At 34.4% G+C, this 12,892-nt stretch carries 11 protein-coding genes and 1 other RNA gene; 7 read left to right on the top strand and 5 right to left on the bottom strand.

What is annotated here, in order from left to right:
- From RZ78_RS03500 to mvk, 3 genes are read right to left on the bottom strand one after another with little or no spacing between them, the layout of a single operon-like run.
- Positions 1 to 1,065: a phosphomevalonate kinase gene (locus RZ78_RS03500; RefSeq protein WP_054608145.1), complete on the bottom strand. Its 1,065-nt coding sequence runs from the start codon at positions 1,063 to 1,065 to the stop codon at positions 1 to 3.
- Positions 1,066 to 1,085: 20 nt separating this feature from the next.
- The gene (gene mvaD / locus RZ78_RS03495; RefSeq protein ID WP_054608144.1) at positions 1,086 to 2,054 is read right to left on the bottom strand and encodes a diphosphomevalonate decarboxylase; all 969 of its coding nucleotides are present in this window, start codon (positions 2,052 to 2,054) and stop codon (positions 1,086 to 1,088) included.
- Between the two features lie 21 nt (positions 2,055 to 2,075).
- Entirely contained in the window at positions 2,076 to 3,005 is a 930-nt protein-coding gene (mvk, locus tag RZ78_RS03490; protein WP_237756978.1) for a mevalonate kinase, read from the bottom strand.
- Positions 3,006 to 3,164: 159 nt separating this feature from the next.
- Here mvk and RZ78_RS03485 point away from each other — a divergent pair, with 159 nt between their 5' ends.
- Genes RZ78_RS03485 through RZ78_RS03475 form a run of 3 tightly spaced genes read left to right on the top strand, consistent with a single transcriptional unit; the run spans position 3,165 to position 7,142 of the window.
- Positions 3,165 to 5,873 carry an exonuclease domain-containing protein gene (locus tag RZ78_RS03485; protein WP_054608143.1) on the top strand — a complete coding sequence of 903 codons (2,709 nt, stop codon included), beginning with the start codon at positions 3,165 to 3,167 and terminating at the stop codon, positions 5,871 to 5,873.
- 12 nt (positions 5,874 to 5,885) lie between these two features.
- Positions 5,886 to 6,389 (top strand): DUF5590 domain-containing protein, encoded by a 504-nt coding sequence (locus RZ78_RS03480; protein WP_054608142.1) that lies wholly within the window; start codon positions 5,886 to 5,888, stop codon positions 6,387 to 6,389.
- A gap of 18 nt (positions 6,390 to 6,407) precedes the next feature.
- Positions 6,408 to 7,142 carry a DnaD domain-containing protein gene (locus RZ78_RS03475; RefSeq protein WP_054608141.1) on the top strand — a complete coding sequence of 245 codons (735 nt, stop codon included), beginning with the start codon at positions 6,408 to 6,410 and terminating at the stop codon, positions 7,140 to 7,142.
- A 57-nt stretch (positions 7,143 to 7,199) separates the two neighbouring features.
- Here the strand turns inward: RZ78_RS03475 and RZ78_RS03470 are convergent, their stop codons facing one another.
- A complete protein-coding gene (locus tag RZ78_RS03470; protein WP_054608140.1) occupies positions 7,200 to 9,515 on the bottom strand; it encodes a PBP1A family penicillin-binding protein in 2,316 nt (771 codons plus the stop codon).
- Between the two features lie 19 nt (positions 9,516 to 9,534).
- Positions 9,535 to 10,146 carry a Holliday junction resolvase RecU gene (recU, locus tag RZ78_RS03465; RefSeq protein WP_054608139.1) on the bottom strand — a complete coding sequence of 204 codons (612 nt, stop codon included), beginning with the start codon at positions 10,144 to 10,146 and terminating at the stop codon, positions 9,535 to 9,537.
- Between the two features lie 101 nt (positions 10,147 to 10,247).
- Here recU and RZ78_RS03460 point away from each other — a divergent pair, with 101 nt between their 5' ends.
- The 4 genes from RZ78_RS03460 to RZ78_RS03450 all read left to right on the top strand — a co-directional run bounded on the left by RZ78_RS03460 (position 10,248) and on the right by RZ78_RS03450 (position 12,883).
- Positions 10,248 to 10,814, top strand: a complete 567-nt coding sequence (locus RZ78_RS03460; protein WP_054608138.1) for a DUF1273 domain-containing protein — start codon at positions 10,248 to 10,250, stop codon at positions 10,812 to 10,814.
- 69 nt (positions 10,815 to 10,883) lie between these two features.
- Positions 10,884 to 11,270, top strand: a complete 387-nt coding sequence (gene gpsB, locus RZ78_RS03455; protein WP_034531132.1) for a cell division regulator GpsB — start codon at positions 10,884 to 10,886, stop codon at positions 11,268 to 11,270.
- 18 nt (positions 11,271 to 11,288) lie between these two features.
- Positions 11,289 to 11,664, top strand: an RNA gene (gene rnpB / locus RZ78_RS07435) — RNase P RNA component class B.
- 85 nt (positions 11,665 to 11,749) lie between these two features.
- On the top strand, positions 11,750 to 12,883 hold the full coding sequence (locus RZ78_RS03450) for a THUMP domain-containing class I SAM-dependent RNA methyltransferase (protein ID WP_041152259.1): 1,134 nt from the start codon (positions 11,750 to 11,752) through the stop codon (positions 12,881 to 12,883).
- The last annotated feature ends 9 nt before the right edge of the window (positions 12,884 to 12,892 follow it).

Here is a 12,892-nt window from a genome sequence, read left to right as displayed (position 1 = left end):
TTATGCCTCCTGTTCTGAGTAGATATTTAGATGAAGTGGGATAATGCCATTTTCTGTCCATTTTGATTCGATATCTTTAATGGGGGATTGTTTTTCAACAATGGCAATTCCACAATCTCCACCTCCGGCACCAGAGGATTTTCCCGAACCGTTATATTCTTCAGCGATTTCACATAGTCGTTTTAGTTTACTTGTTTCGATGTCGATACCAGTGAAACTGGCCAATTCGACGATGATATTTCTGTTTTCTTTAATTTGATTCTTAATAACAGCGATATCTTTATTTTTAAAGCCATTGATCATCTTATCGATACAGCTCTTGCTCTTAACTAAGAATTGCTTGTATCTATCAACATTTGATGATGATTCAACGCTCTTAAGTAAATTGGAAGTTGAAGCAGGAGTTCCTGTCCAGCCAATAAGTAATTCGAGGTCAGAAGGTGGGGTAAGTGGTTCGATCATTAGATGAGGCCAACTTTGTTCCATCACGTCTTTTAAATTGGTTTGATTTGCTAACCATTTCTTATCGAATGAACTATAAGCAATCCAACCACCAAAACTACTAGCAGCGACGTCGCCCAATGAACCGTTACCCTGAATGCTTAAATGAGCAATGGCAGCTAGCTTGAATATTTGTAGTTTGCTTAAGTTTAAACCATATAGTTCGTTTAGAGCTTTGATTATTGCGACAGTGACAGCTGCTGAGGAACCTAATCCATATTTCTTACCGTCTTCACTGTTTAAATTACTATCAATATCAATGTTATATAATTTATGTTTTATATTTAATTCTTCGACATATTTCTCGAATGTTTTCATTGCTGAAATTACGTAGTTGAAAGAACTGTTATCGTTTAGAGGTTTGATTTGATTATTATCGTAAACCCATTCAATTTTGTCGTTTTCATACTGTTTTGAATGAATAACACCAACATTATTTTCGGATTCACTAATATTAGCTGTAATATATTGATCAATTGCAACAATGATAGCTGGATATCCGTTTTCAACCACAGCATATTCACCAGCAATATATAGCTTTCCGGGTGCTTTTACAGAAATCATTTTAAATTAGTCCTTTCAATTTATAGATACTTTATTCCTTCGCCAGGTCCAGATACTTTGAGTTGGTCATTAGAAAATTTATCAGACAACTTATCAGTAATTGCACTGATTTTATCACTTTGACAGATTATTTTGACATTGGGACCTGCATCCATTGTGTAATAGCATTCAACGCCGTTTTCTCTTAGTTCTTTAACCATGTTAATGACTTCAAGACTATCGGCATTTATGTATAAGTATGAAGGATCAGAGCTTAATGTTAGTGAGTGCATTCTCATCGCATTTAGTTCTGCTGTTTTACCTAAAGTGGTAAAGTCATTTTCCTTAATTGCTTCTTCGATTGTTTGAAAATCAGCGGTAGTTTGTTGAATCCAACTTTGATAGTAGGGAGAAGTTTCAATAGAAATCTTCATTCCTTTTCTACTACTAATTTTCTTAGGTTGATTATCAAGAATGATTGCAATCATATTAACGTCCATTTTTACTGGATCTTCAATACTGTAACCATATGAGGATTCATCATCAGTTCCTTTATGCCATGCTGCAAAACCACCAAATATTGAACGGGTTGCCGAACCGGAACCACGTCTTGCTAAACGGGATAAATCTTTTTGACTTAGATTAAGTCCGTAAGCCTTACTACCAGCTGCAGCTAAAGCAGCATATGCAGAAGCAGAAGATGCCAGTCCGGCTGAAGTAGGGACATGATTGGTTGATTCAATGCGCGCAAATGTATTGATGTTTGTTTTTTGACGAATGATATCCATAAATTTGGTGATTTTTTCATCATCAACAACGTTCCCGTTTAAGGTAACCTCATCGGAACTAAGAGACTCATCAAATTGAACACTTGTGTCAGTATAAAATTCATCAAGTGTTAGCGATAGGCTACTATTAGCAGGGATAATTAACTCTTCATTTTCTTTTCCCCAATATTTAACTAAGGCAATATTTGTGTGTGCTCTTGCGGTAATTTTTTCACCTAACATTTTGTATAATTCCTCCGAGTTTTAGTTAAAAGGTTGAATCCAGGTATCTAAAGCACCGGCTTTTAATAGCGCATTTTCAATACTTTGGGCTTCATGAATGTTTCTTGCTAAAGCAATGATACATCCCCCAAGTCCGCTACCTGTTAGCTTGGTACCTAATGAGCCATTTCGATTTGCAATTTCAACTAGTTCATCAATCTTATCGTTACTTACTTTTAATTTCTTTAATTCTTTTTGATTTTCAGTCATTAGTTTACCAAGTTCAATTGGATTATCATTTTCGATATCAAACTTAGCACGAGTAACAAGTTCACCAATATGTTTAATTGACTTCATGGTATCTTCTTTATTGTTATTTAGTTGTTGTTTAACGTAGTTAATCGCAATGTCTGTTCTTCCTTTGATACCGGAATCGGCAATTACTAGTACGGCATTTAAGTTGAAATTAATTTCGTTTAAAGTTTCATTTCTGATAAACCATACAGGATTATCTGATCCAGCGGTTGCTGTATCTAAACCAGAAGGGTTACCGTGTGTGATTGTTTCTTCAACATTACTTAAATCAAGCAATAAATCCTTATCAAAACTGACGTTAAAGTAGTGAAATAATGCTTTGACGATGGCAACTGATGTTGCTGCTGAAGAACCCATTCCACGTTCAGATGGAATTGAACTATCAATAATCATTTCAAAAGAGGCTTCCTCTTTGTGCAGTTTAGCAAGGGTGCTATCAATTAAGTTTTTAATTCCTAATAGGTCATTGGGGACGTTATTTAAGTTACCAATGAAGTACTTACTATTAATGTAAATACCATTTTGTTTTTCCATTATTCTAACGTTTAAGTCAATTTTAGGAACGGGTAGTGCAATGGCTGGTTGACCATATACAACACTGTGCTCGCCCATAAGTATTATTTTGGCATGACTATGTCCAATTGCTTGATTTGTCAATGTTATCGCTCACTTTCTCTTAATGTTAATATTATCATAAAATCATCATAATAAAAATAACTTAAATATTTATATTTGTGTCCTGAAATAATAGATAAACACCTAATAAATGTAGTATTATTAAGTTAAGTATTTTTTGAAAGATTGGTGAACGAAATCATGAGTAATACCATTTTTTCAGTGGTGGACATTGAGACTACTGGTAGTAGTCAGTCCAACTATACTAATCGAATCATCCAATTTAGTTGTACTTTTGTACAAAACAACAAGATTATTGGATCATTTAATTCATTTATTAATCCTGAAATTAGTATTCCAACTGAAATTACAAAATTAACTGGAATATCAAACCAAACAGTCGTTAATGCACCAACATTTGCCGAAGTAGCAGATAAGATTTATCAGTTACTAGATAAGACAATTTTTGTTGCGCATAACGTCAATTTTGATTTCCCGTTTTTAAATTTTGAATTTAAAAGGGTGAATCATAAAGAACTTACTAATAAGGCAATTGATACCGTTACATTAAGTCAATTGCTATTACCAACAGAACCTAGCTACAAACTTACAGATTTAAGTAAAAACCTAAATATTGTTCATGATCATCCACATTCATCAAGCAGTGACGCATTAGCAACTGCTAAAATCTTAATTATCCTATTACATCAGTTGGATAATTTACCAAAGAAGACCGTTAAACAGATTTTAGACATTAATCCTTCCCTTCCGATGGATACTTTAATCATGTTTACACGTGCTTACCATTTAAAACACAAAGATGATAATCCTAAGATTATGAACATTAAGAATCTTAAGGTTAGAAAAATTAAATATCATACTGATAGTGACTTTGTTGAGTTGAAATACCCTAATAATAAAAGAAAGAAATCAAAAATGTTTAAAGGGGTTACTCAGTTTAATAATACCGAAAATAAGCTGATGAATTCGATTTACGGAAACTATCATTCCGCTTCAGATAGTAATAATTTATTAATTGAGGAAAATAGGGAGTTTAACTATGACTTTAGTTATTTATTCCCACTTAGTTATCTACTTAAGAAGGATCAAAAGATTGTTATTGCTGGCGATGAAGATTTTAACTCAGAATCATCATTGGTTACTCAAGTGAAGAACATCAATAAAATCACTTCTGACCGTCTTAGATGTTTGATTGTTCGACCAGTAACTGATTATATCGATTTGGATAAGTTTTCAGATAGTTTAAATGTGGTTAGCAACTCTAAGAATACCGAATTTCTAAAGTGTAAAATTTTGGTTTGGTTAACATTTACCAAAACCGGTGATATTAACGAACTAAAATTGGATAAGGATAATAACCAGAACTACTTCTTAAACGTTGTTAGTGATGAACAAAATAGAGGATACTACATTAAGAAGTTAGCTCATGATTACCAAAGCGCTAACGTTATCTTGGTATCTCATGACTATTTATTGCAAAACGTCCAAAGGTTGCATCAAAACGACCCATACTTAGTGATTAAAGATTCTAGAAGGCTAAGTGATAATGCACTAGATAACTACCGAATCCAATTTAAGCTAAGTGAAAACAAGATTATTTGTAATCACATTACTAACTTGATGTATCAAACTCATAACAGAAACGTGTTTGATATCTTTAGTAAAGCTAAAAAGCTTGCTGGCATGGCTAAAAAGATTGAAAACCTATTAGCAAAGAATAGTGATCAGTTCGAAACGATTAAGGATGACTTCCTTAATGCATTTTATTCCAAGAGCAAGCTTAATCGAACTGTTGATGGATACATTGTTAAACCGGATGTTGAAAGATTTAAGACATTTGTCTTGAACAAGAAATCATTATTTAACTCAATCTCTAGAAACCAACAAACTATTTTGGACATTGTTGATGACATGAAGAGATCAATTAATCATTTCAATGGTCACGACAAAGCTATCTTATATGCGTTCTTCGATAAGTTAGAAGAATATTGTTCATTTATCGAGAATAACCTAGTCCGTTTATTTAAGCTAAATAAGCTTGGTAAACAACTAGTCTTTGCTTTTAACGTTAATGAAGATAAGGATGTTGAAAATGGACTGTTGTATGGTGGATTAGTTAGAAATGAAAACATTCTACCAAATGAGCTATACAAATACTTCAAAGGGATTATCTTCTTAGATAGTGCTATCTATTCGTCAAAACGTTCTCAATATTTCTACGATAAATTGGAATTAAAACGTCAAAATACACGAATGATTAAGTTCGAAGATGAAAATGATTTAAACGGACAGGTTAATTTGATCTTGGATGAATCCTTACAAATTCCGATGCCACTTGAAAAAGTGATGAAGTATAATAAGAGCAATTCATTTATTCTTACACGTTCGAAACAACGAGTAAAAGAAATTGCTAAGTCCTTATATGAATCTGACGTCAACGAACACAACGTCATCTTAAGTCAGGATTTCAGCGGAAATGACGACAAAATCGTCAAGAAGATTGTGGTTGATTCACAGAACATAATTGTTGGAAATAATGATTTATTAAAATCGTTACGCAACAAGAATAAACCAATCAATACACTAATCATTGATTCAATGGCTATCGATTCTTTTGATGATATCTACTTACAAGCGCAATATGATTTAATCAACAGTGAGCATGGTAATCCAAATGATGGATTGTCTATCCCATTGAGCATCCTAAATATCAAAGATGCGATTAAAGATGTGATAGAATTATCTGGTTCAAAGGGATTAATTTATCTAAGAGATAAGGAAGTCATTGAAGGACCATATGGTAGTAATCTAATTGACTTAATTCCGAGTCATATTAAGCCACAACTACTTGATAAAAGAAAGATTATCGAAAAACTAAAAAAGGTGTAAGGGAGTCAGAAGATGAACGTTTCGTTTTTAAAGAAGATTAACTATTTCAGAATTTTTAAATGGTTAATCGGAATCATAATCGTTTTATTTTTAATAATCATGGGTCTGTTCCTATGGGCTAGACAACCACTTTCATCTGCTAAGCACCAAGCGACTACATTGGCGGAAAAGAAGGTTGGTATTAAATCAGTCGATCATTTCTACATGTCTGATTTAAATAGAACTTATTACACTATTGAAGGTCCTAATAAAGACAACAAAAAACAATACGTAATAATTGAAAAGAAGACTGGTAGCATTAATGTTGCCAACGTTAAAGATGGGATTTCAGCAAATGAAGCTAAAAGCGTCGCTAATCAAAAGCAAAGAATTGCAAAATTGATTAGTGTTGCTCCAACAATCTTTAACGAAAAACCTGCCTGGGCAGTTAGTTACTTTAATTCAAAAAATGAATTAAACTATGCTGTTATTGACTTTAAGTCGGGTAAAGTACTTAGATTTATTGCTAACGTATAGATAAAGGGGTATGTTTTAATGGATAAATTTGCAAAGACGATACTTCAATCAGGTCAAACTACTATTTCTAATTATCTATTAAAGAATTATCCTAAATTAGGAATGACTAGTGACCAACTGGTGATTTATCTTCAAATTAAAAGAAACATCGATATAGGTAATTATTTCCCTGATATCAACGACATTACAAATTCAACTGGTTTTTCAAGTGCAAAGGCTTATCAAGTCTTGCATGAACTGGTAGAGAAAAAGTTAATGAGAATTAAGACACTATCAAATACAAAGGGACAAGCGTTTGATGTCTATGATTTCTCTTTAATGTACGAAAAGTTATCAGAATTAGATCCAGAAACCTCAGAAGACGAAACTTCAAGTGAAGTTTTCGAAGGTAACATGGCTTCCAATGAAATTACAGAATCTGATCGTAAAAAAGTATTTAATTCTATTGAATCAGAATTTGGTCGACCATTATCACCGATTGAAATTGAAACTATCAATCAATGGATTAATGATGATGAATACGATCCTCAAATGATTAAGTTGGCACTTAGAGAGTCTGTTTTAAATCAGGTATACAGTTTGAAGTATATGGATAGAATTCTAGTCAACTGGGAAAAAGCCAATATCAAGACGCCAGCTGATGTTGAACGTAATCGTCGCAACCATGAACAAAAGTTTAACAAGAGCGCTAAATTTAGCGATAAGGGAACACAAAACAAACCTGACATTCCTTTATTTAAGATTGATAAATAAGAATATAAATAAAAAAGCACCTAGAATTTTTCTAGGTGCTTTTTTCGTAGCTATAAATTAATGGTTGTTATTGCCATTGTTGTTATTTTGTTGATTATTGTTGGCATTGTTTGTGTTGTTACCATTATTGTTGTTCTGGTTTTGGTTATTATTTTGTTGATTCTTGTTTGAATCATTATTGTTGTTACCGTTTGAACCAGCACTCTTCTTAGCTTCGTTTTTATCCTTTTGAGAATCCTTGTCGTCATCATCATCTGATGATTTGTTTGACTTAGTATCCTTTGTTTGCTTCTTGGTACTATCTAGTACTGATGAAAGTGATCCACCAGCGTAACCGGTTGTTTTATCACCTTGAATAGATGAGTAGCCGTCTTTGTAGTACTCAGTTTGACCACCAGACTTAACAGCAGTTACATTGCTTGGTTTTACCCAATCGCTATTAGTTTGGTTTTGAGAAATGTATTGCATTTCGTACTTGTAAATTCTTTGAGCGATATCAGTTTGAGCGGCCGTTAGATAATTACCGGTTTGATAAGGGTGATCATATCCGGTCCAAACAGATAGGGCGTAGTTTTGAGTGTAACCAGTGAACCATGAATCCATTGCTGCATATGCAGGTAGGTAACCGTTGTAAGTGTTGTCAGGGTATTGAGTAGTACCTGTCTTACCAGCTTGGTATAAACCAGGAATGTAAGCTGCTGTACCAGAACCATTTGATTGGTTCATAACACCCTTTAGCATTGATGTCATCATGAATGCAGTAGCAGGACTCATTACTTGAGAACCTTCAGAACTGAAGTCATGTGATTCGTTATCAGGAGTAACAACCTTACTAATTAAGTATGGTTTGTGGTATACACCATTGTTGGCGAATGCTGAGTAAGCGGCAGCTTCTTGTTCGGTTGAGATGTATAAACCAATACCATTTTGTAGTGATAGTGGATCACTGAATGACATACCTAATGAACTTAAGAAGTCGGTTGCCTTACTTACACCAACGTTTTCAAGAGTTCTGATGGCTGGAATATTTCTTGATTCAACCAATGCCTTGTGCATTGAAATTGTACCTTCATATCTACCATCAAAATCCTTTAGAGTTGTGCTTGTTCCAGCATAAGTGTAAGGAGTATCGTGAACTAATTGATAAGTAGGGTAGTTTAGGTATTCAATTGCTGGACCGTAATCCATTAATGGCTTTGCAGTAGAACCACTTGATCTATCAGTTTGTACGGCTCTATTTAAACCTAATTGAATATCAGTTTTTCTATTACCAATCATGGCGTTAACAGCACCAGTCTTTGGATTTACTAATGTTGCACCAACTTGCATAGTGTTGTTAGGGAATCCAACGGATGCATCGTTATTAGCTAAATCATAAAGTTTCTTTTGCGCAGATAAATCTAAGTTAGTGTAAACCTTCAAACCAGATTGGGTGTTGTAACCCTTGGCTTTAAGTTCTTGAATCACTTGTTTTAGATATGAATCAATATATTTTTCTTTAACAGATTCAAATGAACTGCTCTTAGGATTCTTAACTAAACCAGACTTGATACTTGTCTTTTTAGCATCTGCAGCTTGCTTTTGGGTAATAGCACCATATGATGCCATTGCGTTCAATACTTCGTTTCTTCTTTCTTTTGCATATTGAGGATATACATAAGGGTTGTAGTAACTTGGTGATTGAGGCATACCAGCTAATAAAGCAGTTTGTGCTATAGATAGTTTACTTAATGATTTACCGAAGTAGTATTCTGAAGCAGTTTCCATACCGTATACATTGTTACCCATGTATACCTTATTAATGTAGAATTCTAGAATTTGTTGCTTTGAATATGTGCGTTCAATCTTAAGTGCTAACCATGCTTCTTGAGCCTTTCTCTTGAAAGTTCTATCAGAAGCAGCAGTGGAGAACACTGATAACTTAACTAATTGTTGAGTTAGTGTAGAACCACCTTGAAGATTTAAAGAACCAGAAGTTATGTTTGATAATGAAGCTCCCATAATTCTGATTGGGTCAACACCATGATGCTTGTAGAAACGACGGTCTTCAATTGAGACAATCGCATTCTTTAGTTGGCTAGGAATCTTATCGGACTTAATATAATCTCGATCTTGAACTCCTAGTCGTGAAATAACATGGCCAGAATTGTCGTAAATCTTGGTTGAGTTATCACTTGATAGTGATTGATAGCTAATTTCAGGTGCGCTAGAGGCAAAAATCATGAAGACAATGCTTCCTAGCACAATTAGCAATGAAATAAATCCTAATCCACCTACAATGACCTTTTTGATCCATGTAGCGTGTTTAGACGATTTATGTTGCTTTTGGTTTCTTTGGACACGACTGTCCAAGTTAGGATTGTTTTGAGACATTACTATTCTCCTTTACGGTCTATATTAATTCATCCACGGCATCCAAATAAGGTATCGTGGGATTTAATGAATAATTAATTTTATAACCAAGTTCCTCAATTATATCCTTTTTTATGGATTTTTTTCCACCATTATTTTGTTTATCCCAGAAATAAAAGAGGTCGGAAGCCTTAAATAAATAAACTTCATCCAACACTACGAATTTGATAATTGCAAAACAAATTCCACCATTATCAATGCATTTTCTCATATGTTCTACCTGATGTTCATGAAAGTTAGATAGTGGAAACGATGTCTTATTTTTGGTTTCCTTTGCATCGAAGTCTATGTATCTTCCTTTATATACACCATTGTAATCGGTAGTAGATGCTTTACGAAAATACGCTTCTTTTATCGTAGCAGCACTTCTTTTAGGATAATCAACTTTAACGATTTGAATAGGGGTTGGTTTTTTGTGTATTACGGCAATATCTTTACTTAAATAATACTCATTGCTTCGATTCAATTCTTCTTCAAGAGTCATTCCACGACCACCATATAATGTTGGTTTTACGTATCTACTCTTGGGTGATGAACTCTTTTTATCCAAGCCGGTATTATAAGACTTACCATTTGGATAACGGATAGCCATGTGTACCACCTTTCAAAAAATAATAAATTATTACTGTAAGTTTATTAATGATATTATACCATTAGTATTGAAAAGTTAATAATAAGGTAGGGGGCGTTACTATCTCAAGACTTTGGGTAACCGGATATCGAAGTTATGAACTAGGCGTGTTTGGTGATAAGGATCCAAAAGAACTAGTTATCAAAAATGTAATCGAAAATAATTTAAAACAAGCAATTGAAGATGGGGTTGATTGGATAATAACTGGTGGTCAAATGGGTGTCGAACAATGGACAATCGAGGTGGCAGACCAGCTAAAAGAGGAATATCCAGATGAATTTCAAATTTCTATGATGCTACCATTCAAGGAGTTTGGTAAGCAATGGAACGAACAAAATCAAATGAAATTATCACAAAGTATTAATAAAGTAGACTTCTCTGCCAGTGTTTCTAATGATCCATATAAATCACCAATGCAGTTAAGAGCATATCAGGATTTTATGCTCAACCACACGGATAAAGCGCTACTAATCTATGATGTTGACAATCCTGGTAAAACACAATATGATTATGAGCAGATTAAAAGATTTTCAGAAATACATGACTATGATTATCATTTAATTGACTTTGACGAACTACAAGAAGCCGCGAATGAGTACCAAAATAATTTAAATAATTTTGAGGAATAAATTGAAAATGTTTAAATTTCTGGTACAATAATACTTGTTCGTGATTATTTATGATATGAGGTGTGAATAATGAACAATATACAATTTACCCCTAAGGACATCTTAGAAAAGACATTTTCTCAAAAGATGAGAGGGTACGATCCAAATGAAGTAGATACTTTCTTGGACGGTATTATCAAGGACTACCAAGCATTCGATAACCGAATCAATAGTCTAGAAAACGAAAACAATCAACTAAGAATGGAAGTACAAAGATTAAAGCAATCTGCTGGTACTGTTACACCAGAACCAAGCGTTTCTCCATCTGGTTATTTCAATGATTCAAATTCAGCACCATCAAATCATGATACTTTAGGTAGAACACGTATTGAAAATGAACTTCTAAAACGTGTATCTAACCTAGAACAACGTGTATTTGGTTCTACTGAAGGACCAAGTAGCATCGACAGATATTAATCGTTAATAACTGGTGTATGTTCTGAGTAATCGCGGTCAACTTATGTTGGCTGAGGAAAGTCCACTCTCGCACAAGCTGCGATGCTTGTAGTGTTCGTGCTCGGTGAAAAAATAAGCCGGGGGACTACAATTTGTAGTAATGGCGAAGAAACGAGCTAAGGTTTTGCTATGCTTTAGTACTTCTGAAAGTGCCACAGTGACGATACAGGATCGGAAACGATACTGGTGGAACGCGGTAAACCCCGCGAGCGGGAAACCCAAACTTTGGTAGGGGAGCTTCACACACGGAAATTGAACCAAGTGTGGGGGAGAAATTTATTTCTCAGATAGATGATTACTACTTTATATTTAAAGGCCTGACTTAAATATAAAGCACAAAACATGGCTTACAGGAATGTACACCATTCAGGAAAAGGGTGGAAGTTTTCTTCCTCCCTTTTTTTATTGAAAATAAATAATTCATAAAAAGGATGAATTAAATGAAAACTTTTAAATTAATGGCAACTTGTGCCGCCGGAATTGAAGCTTTAGTTGGTAGAGAACTTCGTGACTTGGGTTATGAAGTGCAGGTCGAAAACGGAAGAGTTAGATTCGAAGGAACAATTGAAGACATTATCAATACTAACCTTTGGTTAAGAACCGCCGATCGTGTTGAAATTATTGTTGGTGAATTCGAAGCCAAGACTTTTGAAGACCTATTCCAAAATGTTAAAGCACTTCCTTGGGACGAATTGTTACCAATGGATGCTCAATTTCCGATGAATGGACGTTCTCACAACTCTGCATTACACAGTGTTCCAGACGTTCAAGCAATCGCTAAAAAGGCTGTAGTAAATAAGTTAAATGAAACTTATCACCGTCGTACAAGACTTCCAGAAACCGGTCAACTTTACAAGCTTGAAACTAGAATTAATAAAGATCACGTTATGGTCACTCTAGATACAACTGGTGAAAGTTTATTCAAACGTGGATACCGTGTTGCCAAAGGTCCTGCACCCATCAAGGAAAACATGGCTGCAGCACTAATCATGTTAACCAGTTGGTACCCAGACATGCCTTTCTTAGATCCAATGTGTGGTTCTGGAACTATTCCAATCGAAGCAGCTATGATTGCAAGAAACATTGCACCTGGTTTTAACCGTGAATTCTCATGTGAAAAATGGGATTGGGTAGATGAAGACGTCGTTGAAGATGTTCGAAACAAAGCTGATGAAAAAGCTGACTACGATAAAGAATTAGATATCATGGCTTCTGATGTAGATGGAAACATGATTGATATTGCTAAAGTTAATGCTCAAGAAGTTGGATTACTTCATGATATTCAATTTAAGCAATTATCTGTTCTAGATTTCAAGACTGACAAGATTAATGGCGTAGTTGTTTCAAACCCACCATACGGTGAACGACTAAGTGATAAACAAGAAGTTCGTAAGCTATACAAGGGATTAGGACGCGTATTTAAACCAATGACTAGTTGGTCTAAGTACTTCCTTACATCAGATTTGGAATTTGATAAGTTCTACGGACAAGCTCCAACTAAGACTCGTAAACTATACAATGGTTACTTAAGAACCGATTATTTCCAATTCTGGGGTAAAAAGATTAGAAAATAAAGGGTGTAT

The organism is Apilactobacillus kunkeei (assembly GCF_001308195.1).
Taxonomy (GTDB): domain Bacteria; phylum Bacillota; class Bacilli; order Lactobacillales; family Lactobacillaceae; genus Apilactobacillus; species Apilactobacillus kunkeei_C.
The sequence above is the reverse complement of the archived record's forward strand: the minus strand, read 5'-3'. Positions and strand labels throughout refer to the sequence as shown.

What these genes read in the sequence shown, in the direction of transcription:
- RZ78_RS03500 (WP_054608145.1), bottom strand. Translation starts at nt 1,065, where the DNA reads ATGATTTCTGTAAAAGCACCCGGAAAGCTATATATTGCTGGTGAATAT.
- mvaD (WP_054608144.1), bottom strand. Translation starts at nt 2,054, where the DNA reads ATGTTAGGTGAAAAAATTACCGCAAGAGCACACACAAATATTGCCTTA.
- RZ78_RS03485 (WP_054608143.1), top strand. Translation starts at nt 3,165, where the DNA reads ATGAGTAATACCATTTTTTCAGTGGTGGACATTGAGACTACTGGTAGT.
- RZ78_RS03480 (WP_054608142.1), top strand. Translation starts at nt 5,886, where the DNA reads ATGAACGTTTCGTTTTTAAAGAAGATTAACTATTTCAGAATTTTTAAA.
- RZ78_RS03475 (WP_054608141.1), top strand. Translation starts at nt 6,408, where the DNA reads ATGGATAAATTTGCAAAGACGATACTTCAATCAGGTCAAACTACTATT.
- RZ78_RS03470 (WP_054608140.1), bottom strand. Translation starts at nt 9,515, where the DNA reads ATGTCTCAAAACAATCCTAACTTGGACAGTCGTGTCCAAAGAAACCAA.
- recU (WP_054608139.1), bottom strand. Translation starts at nt 10,146, where the DNA reads ATGGCTATCCGTTATCCAAATGGTAAGTCTTATAATACCGGCTTGGAT.
- gpsB (WP_034531132.1), top strand. Translation starts at nt 10,884, where the DNA reads ATGAACAATATACAATTTACCCCTAAGGACATCTTAGAAAAGACATTT.
- RZ78_RS03450 (WP_041152259.1), top strand. Translation starts at nt 11,750, where the DNA reads ATGAAAACTTTTAAATTAATGGCAACTTGTGCCGCCGGAATTGAAGCT.